At 68.0% G+C, this 17,175-nt stretch carries 14 protein-coding genes; 10 read left to right on the top strand and 4 right to left on the bottom strand.

What is annotated here, in order from left to right; genetic code table 11:
- Positions 1 to 8 precede the first annotated feature (8 nt).
- Positions 9 to 449 carry a VOC family protein gene (locus tag Q9R27_RS14460; RefSeq protein WP_311253097.1) on the top strand — a complete coding sequence of 147 codons (441 nt, stop codon included), beginning with the start codon at positions 9 to 11 and terminating at the stop codon, positions 447 to 449.
- Positions 450 to 545: 96 nt separating this feature from the next.
- Here the strand turns inward: Q9R27_RS14460 and Q9R27_RS14455 are convergent, their stop codons facing one another.
- The gene (locus Q9R27_RS14455; RefSeq protein ID WP_311253096.1) at positions 546 to 1,760 is read right to left on the bottom strand and encodes a dihydrolipoamide acetyltransferase family protein; all 1,215 of its coding nucleotides are present in this window, start codon (positions 1,758 to 1,760) and stop codon (positions 546 to 548) included.
- Positions 1,761 to 1,840: 80 nt separating this feature from the next.
- On the opposite strand from Q9R27_RS14455, the gene Q9R27_RS14450 reads away from it, so the two are divergent.
- Together Q9R27_RS14450 and Q9R27_RS14445 are read left to right on the top strand one after the other, a co-directional pair.
- Complete coding sequence (locus Q9R27_RS14450) at positions 1,841 to 2,623, top strand: SDR family NAD(P)-dependent oxidoreductase (protein ID WP_311253095.1); 783 nt, start codon at positions 1,841 to 1,843, stop codon at positions 2,621 to 2,623.
- Positions 2,620 to 3,516, top strand: coding sequence for an amidohydrolase family protein (locus Q9R27_RS14445; RefSeq protein ID WP_311253094.1), 897 nt, complete (start codon positions 2,620 to 2,622; stop codon positions 3,514 to 3,516). The genes Q9R27_RS14450 and Q9R27_RS14445 overlap by 4 nt, the downstream gene beginning before the upstream one ends.
- A gap of 27 nt (positions 3,517 to 3,543) precedes the next feature.
- Here the strand turns inward: Q9R27_RS14445 and Q9R27_RS14440 are convergent, their stop codons facing one another.
- Positions 3,544 to 4,326 (bottom strand): IclR family transcriptional regulator, encoded by a 783-nt coding sequence (locus Q9R27_RS14440; RefSeq protein WP_311253093.1) that lies wholly within the window; start codon positions 4,324 to 4,326, stop codon positions 3,544 to 3,546.
- A 53-nt stretch (positions 4,327 to 4,379) separates the two neighbouring features.
- The gene (locus tag Q9R27_RS14435) at positions 4,380 to 6,926 is read right to left on the bottom strand and encodes a LuxR C-terminal-related transcriptional regulator (protein ID WP_311253092.1); all 2,547 of its coding nucleotides are present in this window, start codon (positions 6,924 to 6,926) and stop codon (positions 4,380 to 4,382) included.
- A gap of 389 nt (positions 6,927 to 7,315) precedes the next feature.
- On the opposite strand from Q9R27_RS14435, the gene Q9R27_RS14430 reads away from it, so the two are divergent.
- The 4 genes from Q9R27_RS14430 to Q9R27_RS14415 all read left to right on the top strand — a co-directional run bounded on the left by Q9R27_RS14430 (position 7,316) and on the right by Q9R27_RS14415 (position 12,639).
- Positions 7,316 to 8,731 carry an ABC transporter substrate-binding protein gene (locus tag Q9R27_RS14430; RefSeq protein WP_311253091.1) on the top strand — a complete coding sequence of 472 codons (1,416 nt, stop codon included), beginning with the start codon at positions 7,316 to 7,318 and terminating at the stop codon, positions 8,729 to 8,731.
- Positions 8,732 to 8,775: 44 nt separating this feature from the next.
- A complete protein-coding gene (locus Q9R27_RS14425) occupies positions 8,776 to 9,693 on the top strand; it encodes an ABC transporter permease (RefSeq protein WP_311253090.1) in 918 nt (305 codons plus the stop codon).
- The gene (locus tag Q9R27_RS14420) at positions 9,690 to 11,681 is read left to right on the top strand and encodes a dipeptide/oligopeptide/nickel ABC transporter permease/ATP-binding protein (RefSeq protein WP_311253089.1); all 1,992 of its coding nucleotides are present in this window, start codon (positions 9,690 to 9,692) and stop codon (positions 11,679 to 11,681) included. The genes Q9R27_RS14425 and Q9R27_RS14420 overlap by 4 nt, the downstream gene beginning before the upstream one ends.
- Before the next feature lie 91 nt (positions 11,682 to 11,772).
- A complete protein-coding gene (locus tag Q9R27_RS14415) occupies positions 11,773 to 12,639 on the top strand; it encodes an oligopeptide/dipeptide ABC transporter ATP-binding protein (protein WP_311253088.1) in 867 nt (288 codons plus the stop codon).
- Between the two features lie 17 nt (positions 12,640 to 12,656).
- On the opposite strand, the gene Q9R27_RS14410 is transcribed toward Q9R27_RS14415, so the two are convergent.
- Positions 12,657 to 14,168 (bottom strand): FAD-dependent oxidoreductase, encoded by a 1,512-nt coding sequence (locus tag Q9R27_RS14410; RefSeq protein WP_311253087.1) that lies wholly within the window; start codon positions 14,166 to 14,168, stop codon positions 12,657 to 12,659.
- A 151-nt stretch (positions 14,169 to 14,319) separates the two neighbouring features.
- On the opposite strand from Q9R27_RS14410, the gene Q9R27_RS14405 reads away from it, so the two are divergent.
- From Q9R27_RS14405 to Q9R27_RS14395, 3 genes are all read left to right on the top strand, one after another.
- Positions 14,320 to 14,928 (top strand): TetR family transcriptional regulator, encoded by a 609-nt coding sequence (locus tag Q9R27_RS14405; RefSeq protein ID WP_311253086.1) that lies wholly within the window; start codon positions 14,320 to 14,322, stop codon positions 14,926 to 14,928.
- A gap of 199 nt (positions 14,929 to 15,127) precedes the next feature.
- Entirely contained in the window at positions 15,128 to 15,871 is a 744-nt protein-coding gene (locus Q9R27_RS14400) for an SDR family oxidoreductase (protein WP_311253085.1), read from the top strand.
- A 188-nt stretch (positions 15,872 to 16,059) separates the two neighbouring features.
- A complete protein-coding gene (locus Q9R27_RS14395) occupies positions 16,060 to 16,983 on the top strand; it encodes a 3-oxoacyl-ACP reductase (protein ID WP_311253084.1) in 924 nt (307 codons plus the stop codon).
- The last annotated feature ends 192 nt before the right edge of the window (positions 16,984 to 17,175 follow it).

Genomic DNA, 17,175 nt, shown 5'->3' with positions numbered 1-17,175 from the left:
GGAGTCCCATGATCACCAAGTGCGATCACATCGGCATCCAGGTCGAGGACCTGGACCGGTCCATCGCCTTCTACGCGGGAGCGCTCGGGTTCGAACTCCGTGAGCGCTTCATCAAGAGCGAGCCCTATCTCCAGGAGCTCGTCGGTTGTCCCGGTGCTGAGCTCGACATCGCCATCATGGGCATCCCCAGCACCGAGGTGGAGCTCGAGATCCTGGAATACCGCAGGGTCGCTCGTCGGGCGGTCGACCCGAACACCGCGAATCCGGGCACCGGTCACTTCTGCCTCTTCGTCACGGACCTGGACGAGATCGTGGAGCGCGCCCATGAGTTCGGTGGCGGATCGGTGTCGCCTGTCCAGACTTCGACGGCTGGGCCTGTGGCGGGGTCGCGGCTCGTCTATCTCACCGATCCGGACGGCATCCGGGTCGAGCTGGTCGAACGTCACTGAGTTGGTCGCCCGTCACCGGGGCAGAGGAAATCATCCGGCCGCCGAGATCCGCGGAGCGGGGTGGTCTCCCGCTCACCCCGTCCACGGATCGCCCGATCACTGCATCAGCTGAGGCTCCTGCAAGGTGATCTCGAGGTCGCGGAGGAACGCGGCGGCGTGTGCTCCGTAGATGATGCGGTGGTCGCAGGTGAGAGTCAGCTCTGCCCGCCACCCGACCTTGAATGCCCCGTCCACCACGGAGACTGCTTCGTGCACGGCGCCGACGGCGAGAATCGCGGACTGGGTGCCGTTGATGATTGCGGTGAAGTGCGATGCGCCGTACATGCCCAGGTTGGACACCGTGAAGGTGCCGCCGCGCAGGTCGTCGATCGTGAGGTGCCCTTGCCGGGCGAGCGTGGTCAACCGTCTGGTGGTGCTTGCGATCTCGGCCAGGTCGAGACGATCGGCACCGTGGATGACCGGGGCGTGCAGGACCGCATCGGTGGACACGGCGACACTGAGGTTGACCCGGTCGCTGTAGACGATGTCGCCCTCCATGAAATGGGCGGTGAGCAGGGGGTGGTGGGGCAGAGTGCGCGCGACCGCGGCCAGGAGCACGTCGTTGTACGACGGCACCCGCTCACCGCGCGACTTCAGGTCGAGACGCAGGGCGTGGACCGCGTCGAAGCTGATGGCGCGACTCACGCTGAAGTCCGGGATGGTGCTCTTGCTGGCCACCATCCGTTCCGCGACCAGCCGCTGGACTCGAGTCAGCGGGACCCGGCGGCCCTCGAGCGACGGCTGAGTCCCGGGCGAGGGTGGAGAAGCCGACGTCTCGGGCACGGTGCCGTCGGATGTCGACTCCGGGGGCGCCGACTCCCGGGGCGGCGACTCCTGGAACGGCGTGGTGTCGTACGTCGTCTGGGTTCGGTCCTGCCGCGCCTCATGCAGCTCGATCACGTCTCGTCGCAGCACCCGCCCGCCGGCCCCGGAGCCGGAGACGTCCTCGAGGGGGACGCCGACCCGTCGGGCGAGACGGGCTGCGGTGGGGGAGGCCGAGGGAGTGGGGTCGCCCCCGGAGGACTCGGTGGTGCTTGTCGCGATCGCATCGATTGAGCCGATGCGATCGCCCACGATGACGCTCTCCCCGGGGTCGGCTCCGTGACGGAGGATGCCCGAGGCCTCGGCCTCGAAGGCCATGTTGGCCTTGTCCGTCTCGATCTCGACGATCTCGTCACCTTCTTCGACGGGCATGCCGTCCCCCACGAGCCACTCGAGGATGACGCCCTCTTCCATGGAGTCGGAGAGACGGGGCATGGTGACCTCAGGCACGGGCATCCTCTTTCATATAATGATAACCTAGTTCTGTATGTGAATGTTACTCTAAGTTAGACCACGACGAAAGGGATCGCATGTCCGGGATCGATGGACGGAAGGCACTGGTGACCGGGGGCGCCTCGGGGATCGGCCTGGGCATCGCCCGGCGGCTCCGTGCGGGTGGAGCCGAGGTTGCGGTGCTCGACCTCCCCGGCGACAACCTGCGGGACGTCCGGGCGGACGGCTTCTCGGTCGTGACCGCCGATGTGCGGTCGCGCGACGAGGTCGCGGAAGCGGTGGCAGAGGCGTGCGAGATCCTCGGTGGCCTCGACACCCTCGTGCTCAGCGCCGGCGTCATCCACATCAAGCCACTGGGGGAGGTCACCGAGGAGGATTGGGACCTGACCCTGGACGTCAACCTCAAGGGCGCGTTCCTTGTCACGCAGGCGGCCGCACCCCAATTGGTCGCCTCCGGCCGCGGGCGCGTGGTGGCGATCAGCTCGGACGCCGGTCGCTGTGGGGTTCCGCTGTTGCATGCCTACTCCGCCTCCAAGGCCGGCCTGATCGGACTCGCCCAGGCTCTCGCCAGCGAACTCGCGCCGCATGTCACCGTCAACTGCCTGTGCCCGGTGAGCACGCCCGAGACAGGCATGGGACAGCAGGTGCTCGCCTGGAAACGGAAGGCCACCGGTGGATCGGATCGGAAGGTGCTCGACGAGATCAGCCGGATCTTCCCGATGGCGCGGGCGGGAACGAGCGACGACGTCGCCGCCGCCGCCGAGTTCCTGATCTCCGACGGCGCAGGATTCATCACCGGTGTCGCCCTCGACGTCGATGGAGGCGCTGCGCTCAACTCCCTGCCGGGCGCCGCCCAGTGAGCCCGACGGAGCGCCCGGAGTTCGTGGACACGCACGTCCACTTCTGGGACCAACTCGTTCCCGGTTTGCGCTACGACTGGCTGACGGCCTCGGGTGATCCGGAGGAGACCGCCGTCCTCGGTGAGTACGGGGCGATCCGTTCGGAGAAGTACCTGCCCGAAGACTTCCGGCGAGAAACCCGCAGCGTGGTGCCGAAGGGGGTCGTCCATGTCCAGGCGGCCGGGGGCTCCCCCGACCCGGTGGCGGAGAGCGACTGGCTGGCGGCCGCTCGCCGTCGCACGGGGCTTCCCACGGCCTTCATCGGGGACGCGCGTCTCGACGATCCGGTCGCGCTGGAGCGCACTCTGGCGAGGCACCGCCGCCACTCCGGATTCCGGGGGATCCGAGATCTGCAGCTGTCGCGCTATCTGTCGGAGTCCGGCTGCGCGGAATCCCTGGGCGTCCTCGATCGGGAAGAGCTGATCCTGTGTGATGCGGATGCGCTGAGCCGTTTGGACGAGACGCTGGCCCTGGTGAGGCGGCACGAAGGCCTGACCTATTGCGTGGACCACGCGATGATGCCTCTCCGACGTGATCGGGAGTACTTCACCATGTGGCGGACCGCGTTGTCGAAGGTGGCCCGGCTGCCCAACACGGTGATCAAGGTCTCCGGGCTCGGGCAGGTGGATCACGACTGGACCGTCGACTCGTTGCGTCCGTGGATCCAGGCGTGCTTGGAGATCTTCGGCGCCGACCGGGTCGTGTTCGGTACGAACTGGCCGGTGGATCGTCTCTACAGTTCCTATGCGGATGTGGTCGATGCCTATGTCGAGGCTTGCGAGGAGCTCACTGCGGACGAGCGGACAGCGGTCCTCAGCGGGAACGCGTGGCGACTCTTCGGCTTGGACGGGTAGCGGGACAGGCCGCTGAGATCGGGAGAGTCACGTCGCCGCCGTGCCAGTGATGGATCCGATGACGTGCAGCAAGGTGTGTTCCAGGGCCGTCTCGTTGAGACGGAAACGGTCGGTCGGGACCGAGATGCCGAAGGCGGCGACGACCTCACCGTGCAGCAGGAATGGCGCGGCGAGGCAACTGACCCCTTCCTCGTATTCCTCAAGGTCCCGCGCGACACCCGTGGCATGGACCCGTGCCAACTCCTGCGCCAGGCGGTCACGGCTGACGATCGTGTTCGGGGTCAGCTTCGTGAGAGGGTGCCGAGCCAGATAGGCGTCGCGGATCTCGGGTGGCGCCCAGGCGAGGAGAACCTTGCCGTTCGCGCGTGCGTGCGCATGCTCATAGGGACCAGCGGTGACATCACCCACGCGGACCGTCTGGGAGCTCTCCACGGAGGCGCGGACCCGGATCTCCGACTCTGCCCAGTCGACCAGGTAGACCGTCTCGTGCGTCTCGTCCGCCAGACGCTTCAGTGCCACCAGCAGTCGTTCCGATGCGCCGCCGTTGCGCACATAGGCTTGAGCGAGCACGGCAGTGGCGTCGCCGAGGACGAAGCGACGCTGTCCGTTGCGCGACAGCAGGCCCTGATCCAGGAGGGTGTTGGTCAAGTGGTACGTCGTCGGCAGGGCCAACCCGAGATCCGCGGCGAGTTCCTTGACGCTCGCTCCTTCCCGGTAGTGGGCCACGCGGAGGAGCAGTTGAGAGGCGCGGGCGACGGACTGGATGCGGGTCCCGCCGCTGCCGGCACCCTGGGACGGAGCTGTGTTCACAATGTGAAATTGTATCTCACGTGGGAATCCTCGGCTCCGCCGATCGCCCGGAACTAGTTCAGTGGCAGACGTCCTTCGTCCGCCGCCCGGGCCAGGTCGAGTCGGCTCTTGCAGTTGGTCTTGGCGTAGAGCCTGCTCAGGTAGACCTCGACAGTCTTCACGCTCAAGGACATCACCTCGGCGATCTCACGGTTGGAATGAGCTGCCTGGACCAGGCGCGCAAGCTGGACCTCGGTCTCGGTCAGCGCACCCACCCGCGACCGGGAGCGGCGCGGCACCTTGAGGCCCCGACTGCGCAGCTCGGATGCCGTCGTCCTTCGCCAGGGCACGGCCTTGAGATCGCCGAAGATGTTCATCGCCCGGACGAAGTGCTCTTCGGGGTCCTTCTCGAGTTGCCCCAGGGTGAGCTGTGCCCGGCCCTCGAACAACTTGAAGCCATGGCCCTGCGCCTCGCTGAGTGCGTCGCGGGCCAGCGCCGTCGACTGGTTCACCGTCGCCAGGGCCAAGAGCATCTCCAGTCGGACCTGCCGGCTTGCCTCGGCGATCCCCCAACGTTCCTCCACCTCGGCCACACAGGCCCGCACCAGTGCATCGTCCTTGCGCACCACTGCGACGCTGGCCAGCAGGGCGAGGAGGGCGGCGCGGATCTCCCCCGGCAGACGTTCCTGGGTGAGGGCCAGGTTCAGCCGTTGACCTGCGGCATCGTGGCTTCCGGAGAGCATCTCGACCTCCGCCAGGGCCAGGTTGCGCATGGCACCGAGGAAGTACGGGACATCAACGGGTCCCCCGCCAACCTTGCGGGCCTGGGTGAACTCTCCACGATTGGCCAGGACCCGACCCCGCACATGTCGCATCAGGTGGAGATAGCTGACCGTGCCCGAGCGGGAAAGGGGGGCGTCAGAGGCGGTCGCGATGGTCAGGACGTCGTCCCAGGCACCCGCCGCGAATCCGACCGCCGCCCTGGCATAGCGAACCTCGGGCACGTAGATGCCCCAGGTCTCGCCGGCCAGCAGCGCTTCAGCGTTGTCAGCGGCTTCGGCGCTCGCGGCCAGGTCACCCTCGACCGACTGGACGTGCGCCAAGGTTGCCCAGGCATGGAGTTGCGACTCTTCCGGAGCGAGCTTGATGATGCCTCCGAGCTGGTCGGCATCATGACGCAGCCCGGCGAAGTCACCGGCGATGCACTGCGCGTGCAACAGGTTGCTCAGCACGTTCACTTGGCCACGGATCGAGCGCCGCGTGAGCGAGCTGCGAGCTCGACGTACGTGATCGCGTGCTTCGACGTCGCGTCCCGACGCAGCGAACAGGTAGGCCACCTGAGTGGCCAGCACCGCGGTGACCCCGTCCGAGCCGTGGGAGCGCAAGATGCTCTCGGCCTCGTCGACTGCCGATGTCGCCTTCATCGCCTCGGCAACGACAGGCAGCAGCCACGGGTAGGTGGACGTGGGCCCGTTGCCCGATTCCGTCAGCAGGGCACGGCCGACGTCGGCGGCCTCCTGCGGGCGTCCGGCCAAGAGATAGGCGCGAGCCAGAAGCGCAGTGAGCTCCGCGGTTCGCTCGGACGTGCCTTCCAGGTGCGCCAACGCACGCTGGTAGCACTGCACCGAGACATCCGGCGCGGATGCCGTGAGCGCGTTTGCCGTCGACAGGAGACGGGCGGTCTCGTGCGGGTCCGTGGTGGGCGAGGAGCGGAGCAGGTGGTGGGCCACCAGGTCGTGCCGGACCACCGAACGGCGTGAGAGCGCGTCGGCCGCGCAACGATGAATCCGGTCACGGGTCGCCGGGCCCAGGGTGGCGTAGAGGGCCTCCGTCATCCAGGGGATCGTCAGGTGGTGCTCGTCTCCTGCGGCGCGAGAGATCAACCCGGTGGACGAGAGGCTGTCGAACAGCCCGTCCACGTCTTGTTCCGAGACGGCGCACAGTTGGGCGACCAGAGGCAGATCCTCCAGCGTCACCGCCTGCAATGCGGCCAGCGCAGCGGCGATGGACAAGCTGTCCGGGCCGAACCGGGCCAGGATGCGGTTGAGCACGACGCGGTCCAGTGCAGGCTGCTGGAGATGACCGTGACGAGCCAGGTGGGTGGCGATCAGCGGATTGCCGGCAGCAGCGGTCACGTGGTGCTCCACGTCAGCGTCCGGCACCTGCGCCGCCTCCCCTCGGAGGATTCCCACCACGATGTCGTGGGGCAAGGGGCTCAGTCGCACGACACTCAGCCTCGCCTCGCCGAGCAGACGTGCTGCCGTCATGGTCAACTCTTCCCCCCACGCCAGCCCAGAGGTGACCGGGACGATGACCACGGCCTCGTCGACGTGGCGCGTGGGTGCTGGTCCGCCATCGGCCAGGACCACCGCGCGGCTCGGGATCACGCCGGTGTGGTCCCGGTTGTCGATCACCCGCCAGCCGCGGCGGTGGAGTTCCTCGGCGACCACGGAGAGCAGATGCGTCGCACCGGCACCCGGCGGTCCCTCGATGACGACCAGGCCTCCGGTCCCCCGAAACCTCGAGGCCGCATCGAGCACCGCATCGATCGCGGCCTCGGGTGGCTGGGGCGAGGCAGTCTCTTCTCGGTCACATGTCGTCACCGAGCCCGTCCGTTCCATCCCGCGCCCTCTCTGGGTTGCTGTCGGTAGACACCCATTGTCGCTCGTTTGACGGGGGATCGGTGGGTTCCGCGTTAAGAGGTAGGGCTTCCCTACTCTTGTGAGCCACGTTACAGAAAGAGGATCCCTTCAAGATCGCTCCATACGTGACCGCATGGAGCCGACGAAGGGATCAAGACGTGAGAGCACGACTCGCGAGAATGTGTGCTGGCGCCGCTGCGATGGTGTTGGCCGCCTCTCTGGCCGCCTGTGCAGGCAGCGACGGGAATGAGGGGAGTGGCGGCGGGACCCCTGTCCCAGGAGGAACACTGACCTTCGTACTCAGTGCCGATGCCGCGGGGTTCCACCCGGTCAACGACCCATACTCCTTCAGCGGCCAGACCTACACCATGGTCCGCACTATCCTGGAGCCGCTGGTGGCCCTCGATGAGGACTTCAACTGGCAGCCCTATCTCGCGGAGAGTGTGGAGCCCAACGAGGACGCCACCGAATGGACGTTCACCATTCGTGAGGGCATCGAGTTCTCCAACGGGGACAAACTCGATGCGGCAGTAGTGGAAGCGAACCTGAAGGCGCAGCAGGAGGCTGTGGCCAACGCGGCGACCTTCGCGACCGTCACGTCGATCGAGGCGACCGGGCCGATGACGGTGGTCGTGGGCCTCTCGGAGCCCTGGGCCACCTTCCCGCACTATCTCACCGGCGCCGCCGGAATGATGATCCCGATGAGTTCGCTCACGGATCCCGAACCTGCGAGTGCCCACCCCGTTGGCACGGGACCGTTCGTCTTCGTGAACCACGTGCAGGGCTCCTCGCTCTCGGTGGAAAAGAATGAGAACTACTGGCGGGCAGACGAGGGTCTGCCCTATCTCGACGGCATCGAGTTCCGGATCATTCCCGACGGCACTCAGCGCACGATGGCGCTGCAGGCCAACGACGTCGACGGCATGTCCAGTCGTGACCCCCAGGACGTGCTGCGCTTCCGCGACGATGCTGGATACACCACCACCAGGGTCAAGGGGATGGCAGGAACTGAGGCGATCTTCTTCCTGAACACGGCCAGCACTGCTCTCGCAGACGTAGAGCTCAGGCGAGCCCTGGCCATGGCTACCGACCAGAACTCGTTTATCGAGACGCTGCGCGGCGGACTGACCGAGCCCGCCACGGGACCCTGGTCCAAGGACACGCAGTGGTACCACGAGACCGACTATCCGACGTACGACCTGGATGCGGCCAGGGCGGCGATCAGTGCCTACGAGGCGAGCAACGGTCCGGTGAAGCTCCGCCTTATGACCTTGGCAGACCCGGCCGCCGCGATGAGCGGCCAACTCCTCCAGGACATGTGGCGAGAAGCAGGTGTGGACCTCGAACTCGACCAGGTCGACCAGACCACGTTGGTGGAGCGCCTGGTCACCGGGGACTATGAGATCAGCTCTGCCTACGAGTTCGGCGCCTCGGACCCGGATCTGGAGAGGCAGCTCCTGCACAGCAGCGGCCTGGCCCCGATGGGGCAAGCCACCGGCGTTGTCACCCGGCTCCAGAGTGACGAGCTCGATGAGGCCTTCGACAAGGGGCGGGCATCCATCGAGATGGCGGACCGGGTCGCGGCGTATGCCACCGTCCAGGAGGTCCTCGCACGAGAGGTTCCGATCATCTGGATCGACCACGCAGACGCTGCGGCAGTGATCACGAACAGCAAGGTTCACGGAGTCGGTCAGGGTACGTTGCCCAGCGGCCAGGTTGAAGCCGGTCCCTACGGGAAGCCCTCGCCGGCGCTCTCCTTCGTCAGCGTATGGATGGAGCGCTGAGGCAACGAGTGTTCGGCCATGTCACGGGGCTTCTGGCCATCCGTGTGACGCGCCTCCTCATCGTCCTGGTCGCCGTCAGCTTCGCCTCACAACTGTTGATCAACCTGCTTCCGGGTGATCCGACGGTGGCGATCCTGGGGACCAACGCGACTGAGGAGGCGCGCGCGGAGCTGCGGGCCACGATGAACCTCGACCAGAACGTCTTCGCGCGCTACCTCGAGTGGGTGAGCGGTGCGATGCAAGGGGACCTGGGCCACTCGGTCACCAACCGCCGTTCGGTGACCGAGACCATCTCGGAGAGGCTCCCGCTCACGCTCGAGCTGCTCTTCGCCTCCGTCGTCCTTGCGGTGGTGATCGCCCTGGTGCTGGCGCTGTTGACGGCAGAGAAGCCCTCTGGTCCCACGGCCCGGGTCAGCTCCGGGGTGAGCCTGGTGTTCCTGTCCAGCCCGGTGTTCGTGACCGGCATCGCCCTGGCCGCCATCATCGGGCTCAAGCTCGGGTGGTTGGACGTCAGTGGATACAGACCCCCGGCTGATGGGCTCGTCCCGCACGTGCGGTCGATCATCCTGCCCGTGCTCACCATGGCACTGGGCCAGATCGCCTTGTACTACCGCATGTTGCACGCCGAGATGAGTGCCACCCTCAAGGAGGACTACATCCTGCTGGCCCGTGCCCGAGGGTATGGGAGGGTCCGGGTCCTGGTGCGGCACGCGATGCGCCCCTCCTTCACCTCCCTGCTCACCGTGATCGGCCTGAGCCTGGGCGCGATGATGGGTGGCTCAGTGATCGTCGAGAGCCTCTTCGGACTCCCTGGTCTGGGCCGCTTGCTCATCGATGCGAGCTATGCGCGTGACTTCGTCACGGTCCAAGGAGTGGTAGCGGTGATCGCCTTCGCCTACGTCGTCATCAATCTCACTGTCGACGTCTTCTACGCCGTTCTCGACCCGAGGATCCACACATGAGTGAAGCAAGGGGAGCAGTCAGCGCCCGTGTCGACTCAGTCGACTCGCGTCGGCGCGTCAGCCGCGGTCCGCTCTTCTGGTGCTGCGTCGCCTGGTTGGTAGTGGTCGTCGTGGCCGCCCTGTTCGCGGACCTGTTGCCGCTGGCAGACCCCCTGCAGACACGGACAGGACCACCGCGGAGCGGGCCTTCGTCGGACAACCTGCTGGGGACCGATGCGCTGGGCCGTGACTTGTTGGCCCGGGTCGTCCACGGAGCCAAGGTCACGCTCGGCGTCGGGCTGGGGGCGACGGCGATAGCAATCGTCTTCGGGGGCCTGGTCGGAACCGTTGCGGGATACTGCCGCGGCTGGGTCGACACCGTCGTGACGATGATCATCGATGCGGTGCTGGCCTTCCCCAGTCTTGTCGTGGCCCTGGTGGTGGTCACCTTTCTGGGGTCGTCCTTGATGAACGTGACCCTGGTGCTCGGCGTGCTCAGCGCACCGGCTGCGGCACGGCTCACCCGAGGCAGCACGATCGCCATCCGAGAGCGGGAGTTCGTCATCTCCAGCAAGGTGCTGGGCGCGCGAACCCTGCGTACCATCCGCCGGGACGTGGTGCCCAACATTCTTCCACCGGTGCTGTCCTTCGCGTTCCTGCTGGTCGGGGTCATGATCGTGGCCGAGGGGAGCCTCGCCTTCCTGGGGCTCTCGGTGCGGCCGCCGACCCCCACCTGGGGCGGGATGATCGAGGAGGGCCGGATCAGCCTCGACACCAGCATGTGGGCAACCCTCGTGCCAGCGGGAGTCCTGGTCATCACAGTGCTGGCCCTGAACTGGATCCACGACGTGCTGTTGGCCGAAGGAGGAACCTCTCGTCGGAGCCGCGTCCAGGTCATGCCGGACGTCACGGCCGACGCGGACCACACCCGGGCCACCGATGCGACCCAGCTGGCCTCGGCCGGTTCCGAGCCCGGGACGGACCCGGGAGAGTCGGCGTTGTGCCTGTCGGACGTGCGGGTCACCTTTGACACCCCGGCGGGCCCCCTGCACGCCGTGGATGGCGTGACGCTCTCCGTCGCGCCGGGTCGCACCCTGGGCATCGTGGGTGAATCCGGTTCCGGGAAGTCGGTCCTGATCAGGTCCTTCCTGCGCATCGTCGGGGGCAGCGCGGAACGGAGTGGTCGTGCCTGGTTCGACGGCCAGGAAGTCACCGACCTCAGCGATGCCGAGTTCACTCGTCTCACCAGGTCACGGATCGGCATGGTCTTCCAGGACACGTCGGCTGCCTTGAATCCCGTGCGCACGATCGGCAGCCAGATGCGCGAGCTGCTGCACCTGCAACTCGGCCTCGGCCGAGCGGAGGCCAACGAGCGAGCCTGCGCACTCCTCACGAGCGTCGGCCTCTCCGATCCGGAACGACGACTCAAGCAGTATCCCCACCAGCTGTCGGGCGGGATGAGGCAACGCGTGTTGATCGCGATGGCGTTGGTCGGTGACCCCGTCCTTCTGCTCGCTGACGAGCCGACCACCGCACTCGACGTGACGGTGCAGGACCAGGTCCTGAGGTTGCTCCACGACGTTCGGGACGACCAGGAAGCGGCCTTGGTGCTGGTCAGTCACGACCTGCCACTCGTCGCCCACTGGGCCGACGACGTGGTGGTGATGTACCGCGGCCGCGTGGTGGAGAGCGGGCCGGCAGAGGACGTCCTTTCTCACCCGCGGATGCCCTACACCCGTGCTCTCCTCGACGCGGTCCCGGACCCCTTCGAGGACGTCGAGAGTCTCTCGCCGATCAGTGGTCAGCCGTCGACGCCGATTGGTGACGCGGTGGGCTGCGTGCTGGCCGGCCGCTGCCCCCTGGCGACCGAGATCTGCCAGTCGACAACCCCGGCCCTGGAACGTGTCGCGGGGGCGTCGGAGCATCGATTCGCCTGTTGGCATCCCTTGGAAACCGCGGACACGGACGTGTCCGCCCCGGCGAGAGGAGCGAGTGCAGATGGCCGGTAGTGGACGGGGGCACCTGCGCCCCGAAGCGGTCCTGAGTGTCGAGGGCCTAGACGTACGGCACCGGATCCGTCGTGGGGTCACGTTGCATGCGGTGAGCGACCTGAGCTTCGACGTCGCTCGAGGCGAGACGCTCGGTGTGGTGGGTGAGTCCGGGTGTGGCAAGTCATCTGCGGCAATGGCGGTGATGCAGCTGTCCAAGGGGGCGACGGGATCCGTTCGCCTCGACGGCGAGGAGATCACCGAGCTCCCGGCCTCCCGGGAGCGACTGCAGCGACGTGCCTACCAGTTGGTCTTCCAGAGCCCCCAGGCCTCGTTGAACCCCCGTCGCAAGATTGGCGAGATCATCGCCGAAGGCTTGCGGATCTGGGGATGCGACGACGTCGACGAGCGAGTCGACTCGGTGATGCAGTCCGTCGGTCTGGACACAGCACTGCGCAACCGGCTTCCCCGCGAACTGTCCGGCGGCCAGTGCCAACGGGTCAACATCGCCCGCGCTCTGGCGGTCGAACCGAAGCTCATAGTCTGCGACGAACCGGTCTCCGCGCTGGACGTCTCCGTGCAAGCCCAGGTACTGAACCTTCTCCGGGACCTCCGTCGGGAGCTGGACCTGTCGATGATGTTCATCTCCCATGACCTGGGGGTGGTGAAGTTCGTGAGCGACCGCGTGCTGGTCCTCTACCTGGGCAAGACGTGCGAGCTGGCGCCCACAGCCACCCTGTTCTCCCAGCCGCGTCATCCCTACACCCACAGCCTGATCTCTGCGTTGCCCTCCGCGGCCACCCGGGGCATCACCACCAAGTCCGTCCCGAACGCCGAGATCCCCAGCCCGATCAACCCTCCGGCGGGTTGTCGCTTCAGCACCCGCTGCGTCCTGGCCACCGAACGCTGCCGAATCGAGGAGCCGGCCCTGGTGAACGTGGGTGAGGACCACTGGGTGGCTTGTCACCATCCCGTGTAAGGGCTGTCGCCGGTGGGTCAGGTAGCGGCGAGGTGGCGCACCGCCCGGCTGGCGAAGGCCATCGCGGTCCCGATCGGGGCGCCGGGGCCCGGGTAGAACTTCCCGGTCATCGACGCCGACGTGTTCCCTGCGGCGTACAGGCCCTCGATCGGCGACCCGTCGCCACGCAGCACGCGCGCGTCCACGTCGGTGACCAGCCCGCCCTTGGTGCCCAGGTCGGAGAGGACCAGGCGCGCCGCCCAGAACGGTCCCTCGGCAACGGTCACCAGCACCGGCGAGGCGAAGTAGCTGGCGAACTCGTCCTTGCCGCGGTCGAAGTCCTCGTCGTCGCCAGCGGCGGCGAACCCGTTGAACCGCTCCACCGTCGCGACCAGCGCGTCTGCCGGCACGCCGATGGCGGCGGCCAGGTCGACCAGGGTGTCGGCGCGGTGCCAGGTGCCGGCGGCGAGGTGGTCCTCGGGGTTGCCCTCCGGGATCGCGATCGCCGGCAGGTGGCCCATCGAGGTGGAGTCGAAGACGACGTACGACGGGATGCGTGCGGCATCGGCGGCCATGGCGCGCCCCATCTGGTCGTAGGGGAGCGACTCGTTGGCGTAGCGCTGTCCGTTCTGGTCCACGACCAGGCCGCCGCGGAAGCCCAGGGTGAAGGCGGCCGAGCCGTCTGGGTGTGCGATGCCCGGCGTGAACCAGGCCTGGTCCATCAGGTCGGTGGCCGCGCCCAGGGCGACGGCGGCGGCGATCGGCTCGCCGGTGTTGCTCTCCTCGGGCGCCATCGTCCACGCCGCGTTCCCGGGTACGCCGTGGCGGGCCCGCTCGTCGTGGTTGCGCTCGAATCCGCCAGCGGCCAGGAGTACGCCGCGCCGTGCACCGTAGGTGACCCGGTTGCCGTTGCCGTCGGTGCCGGCCACCCCCACCACCCGGTCGTCCTCGGTGAGGAGTTCGTCGACCGCGGTCCGGGTGTGCACGGTGGCGTTGCCGGTCGCGTCCAGGGCCATCAGGAAACGGCCGATGTAGGCACGCCCGGCAGCGAGTGGCTGCCCCAGGTGGTGGCCCTTGCCGACCCGCTCGCGGTCCACCGGGGGCCGGACCAGGTCGCGCCGCTCACCGATCTCCTCCAGCGGCAGGGGCGTCGGCACGAACGAACGGCCGCCGGGCACTCGCCCCGGCCGTTCGAAGTAGTCGGGGAAGGCCTGGAACTCGAACGAGAGCAGGGGATCCTCTTCCAGTTGCGCGACCAGCCGCGGTGCCTCGGCCAGGAAGGCCTCCAGCTTGGCCTGGTCGGGCTCGTCGAGGAGTGCGTTGAGGTAGGTCCGGGCGGACTCGGTGGAGTCGGGCAGCCCGGCCCGCTCCTGGACCTGGGTGCCGGGCAGCCAGGCGGCGGCGCCGCTGTAGGCGGTGGTGCCGCCGAGCTTGTCGGTCTTCTCGACCACGGCGACACTCAGTCCGGCCCGTGCTGCGAGATAGGCACCGGTCATTGCGCCGGCACCCGAGCCGACCACCACCACGTCGTACGTTGCGTCCCAGGTCATAGCTCCGCATCCCATCTCTCGCGCGATCCACCGTCTGCGCCCATCCCACCGCAGGGTGGTCGGCGGGCGCGAGCCTCGTCCCAGTCACCGGTAGCGGTTGGCCCCGTGCCCGGGGCTCGGGCGAGAATGGAGCCACCAACCGAGGGGGAACGTGCCACGCATTGCCGAGGTCAGGGCGCCTGCCCGGCCGAACTCAGCCCAGCAGAGGTTGCGGGTCGACCGCATCCTCCATGCCGCCGCGCGCCACGGCGCGATGCACGGGCTGGACCACGTGCAGATGCACGAGGTGGCCAAGGAGGCCGGCGTCGCGATCGCCACGCTGTATCGCTACTTCCCTTCCAAGATGCACCTGTTCACCGGCGTACTGCGCAGCAAGGTGCTGGTGCTGGACGAGACCTTCGACGACGAGCACGTGGTTCTCGATCCGGTCCACGAGGTGGAGCAATTGTTGCTCCGCCTGACCCGGGAGATGCTCGCCGCGCCCCTGTTGGCGCACGCGATGATGATCTCCAACAACGCCGCTTTGCACGACACGTCCGAGGAGGCCGTCGAGGCGCACGTGGCCTTCTCTCGTCTGGTGCTCCGCACGGCCGGGATCACCGAGCCCACCGAGCGTGACCAGCAGTTGGGCTCGCTGATCGAGCGGGCCTGGTTCGGTGAACTGACAGCGGCGCTGAACCAGCACCTGGGCCAGGACGTGATCGAGGACGACATCCGGGTGCTCTGCGCGTTGCTGCTCCGGGAGTGGGCCCGCGACTGATCGTCGCACTCGATCGCACAAGCACCCAGAGCCGCACCGGGACGACGGGCAGCACCGACTCGTCGGCTGATCCACGGGCGCGCCACGTACCCCACGACACCCGCGGTGGAGCGCTGCGCGACGACGTACCGTTGAGGCGGTTACCGCTGACCGGGAACGACCTGCGACGAGGAGGCCGCGGCGACCTAGCGTCGGCGCCATGAACAGGTTCAGTGGTGTGAACGTGCTCCTCACGGGCGCCGCCTCCGGCATCGGCCGGGCCACGGTACGCCGCCTGGTCACCGAGGGCGCCGCCGTCTTCGCCGTGGATCGGGACGAGGCGGGCCTGGCCGAGACCGCCTCCGCGGCGATCGGGCCGGGGCGGGTGGTCACCGGGGTCGTCGACGTCGCGGACGAAGCCCAGGTGATCGCCTGCGTCGACGACGCGGCCCGGGCCCTGGGCGGCATCGAGGTGCTGGTCAACGTGGCCGGGATCCAGCGGACCACTCCGATCCAGACCCTGACCGTGGCCGACATGCGCGACCTCTTCGAGGTGAACACGATCGGCACGATGCTCTTCTGCCGCGAGACGCTGCGGCACCTGCCCGACGGCGCGGGCGTGATCGTCAACGTTGCCTCCACCGCGGCCGACCACGGCAATCCGTACATGAGCGCGTACGCCGCATCCAAGGGTGCGGTGCTGGCACTGAGCAAGACCCTGGCTGCCGAGCTGGTCGGGCGCGGCATCCGCGTTGTCCCGGTCTCTCCGGGCACCACGGCCACCCCGTTGACCGCGGCGGTCACCCCGGGCGACCTGGACTTCGGCTATTTCAACCGGGTCCGGTCCCTGCTCGGTGTCGCCACCCCGGAGCAGATCGCCGGTGCCATCGCCTTCGCCGCCTCCCGCGACGCGTCGTACCTGACCGGCGCCGAACTGCGAGTCGACGGCGGCTCCCACACCTGACCCCATCCCACGAACGCTCAATGGTTGTGTCGCGAACGCTCACTCGTTGATGCCCGAAAGCTCAATCGTTGCGCCCCTGGTCCTGTGGTCGGGACGACCGTCGGCCACTGGCCGGGACTGACCGGCGCAGCCACCCCGCCCCACGTCGTACCGTCCGCGGCGAACCCACTGAATCCACGAGGAGAGCAATGAACGACACTAGCCTGGCCGGACGGACCGCGATCGTGACCGGGGCCGGTGGTGGCCTGGGTCGCGCCGAGGCACTGGCCCTTGCCGCGGCCGGAGCGAATGTGGTGGTCAACGACTACAGCGAGGCCGGCGATGCGGTGGTCGCGGAGATCAAGGCGGCCGGTGGGCAGGCGCTCGCGGTCCGCGGCGACGTCGGCGAGTGGGCGCTGGGCGACGAACTCGTTGCGGCCGCCGTCGACACCTGGGGCTCGCTGGACATCGTCGTCAACAACGCCGGGATCCTGCGCGACAAGATGATCTTCAGCCTCACCGAATCGGACTGGGATGACGTGATCCGGGTCCACCTCAAGGGCCACGCGTCGCTCTCCCGTGCGGCCGCGGTCCACTGGCGTACGGCTTCCAAGGCGGCCGGTGGGCCGGTCTACGGGCGCCTGGTGAACACGGCCTCCGAGGCGTTCCTCTTCGGCTCGGCGGGCCAGCCCAACTATTCGGCCGCCAAGGCCGGCATCGTCGCGCTCACCCTCTCCGCCCACCAGGGGCTGAGCCGCTATGGCGTGACGGCGAACGCGATCGCCCCGCGGGCGCGCACCGCGATGACCGAGAAGGTCTTCGCCGGCGACCCCGACGAGGCGCGCGAGCTCGACATCCTCGCCCCCGAGCGGGTGGCGACGTTCGTCTCCTACCTGGCCTCGCCGGCTGCCGCTGCGATCAGCGGGCAGGTCTTCGTGGTCTATGGCGACATGGTCGCGCTGATGGACTCGCCGAAGGTGGAGCAGAAGTTCACCGCCGCCTCCGGTGTCTTCTCCGCCGACGAGCTCGCCACCCAGCTGGGCGCCCACTTCGAGGGCCGCTCGCCGCACCAGACGTACGCCGCGTACTCGGTCGCCGAGCTCGACACGACCGGGGTGCAGAACCTCACCTGACCCGCGAACGCTCACTCGTTGATGCTCCACAGTGCAATCGTTGTGGTTATCGCGTCCGTGCAAGTGGGCGGTGCGGACCGGATCGGCGGGCTGCGGAACCGGCGAGGGGGATCGGCGTACGTCGCGGGGTGATCGACGTACGCCGTGCCGACCGACGCGGCATCAACGAGTGAGCTTTCGGCCATCAATGAT

The sequence above is a fragment of the Nocardioides sp. AE5 genome (genome assembly GCF_031844485.1).
Lineage (GTDB): Bacteria > Actinomycetota > Actinomycetes > Propionibacteriales > Nocardioidaceae > Nocardioides.
This window is presented reverse-complemented; position numbering and strand designations above follow the sequence as displayed.

Coding starts and splice junctions, on each gene's coding strand:
- Q9R27_RS14460 (WP_311253097.1), top strand. CDS start 9: ATGATCACCAAGTGCGATCACATCGGCATCCAGGTCGAGGACCTGGAC.
- Q9R27_RS14450 (WP_311253095.1), top strand. CDS start 1,841: ATGTCCGGGATCGATGGACGGAAGGCACTGGTGACCGGGGGCGCCTCG.
- Q9R27_RS14435 (WP_311253092.1), bottom strand. CDS start 6,926: ATGGAACGGACGGGCTCGGTGACGACATGTGACCGAGAAGAGACTGCC.
- Q9R27_RS14430 (WP_311253091.1), top strand. CDS start 7,316: ATGGTCCGCACTATCCTGGAGCCGCTGGTGGCCCTCGATGAGGACTTC.
- Q9R27_RS14420 (WP_311253089.1), top strand. CDS start 9,690: ATGAGTGAAGCAAGGGGAGCAGTCAGCGCCCGTGTCGACTCAGTCGAC.
- Q9R27_RS14410 (WP_311253087.1), bottom strand. CDS start 14,168: ATGACCTGGGACGCAACGTACGACGTGGTGGTGGTCGGCTCGGGTGCC.
- Q9R27_RS14400 (WP_311253085.1), top strand. CDS start 15,128: ATGAACAGGTTCAGTGGTGTGAACGTGCTCCTCACGGGCGCCGCCTCC.
- Q9R27_RS14395 (WP_311253084.1), top strand. CDS start 16,060: ATGAACGACACTAGCCTGGCCGGACGGACCGCGATCGTGACCGGGGCC.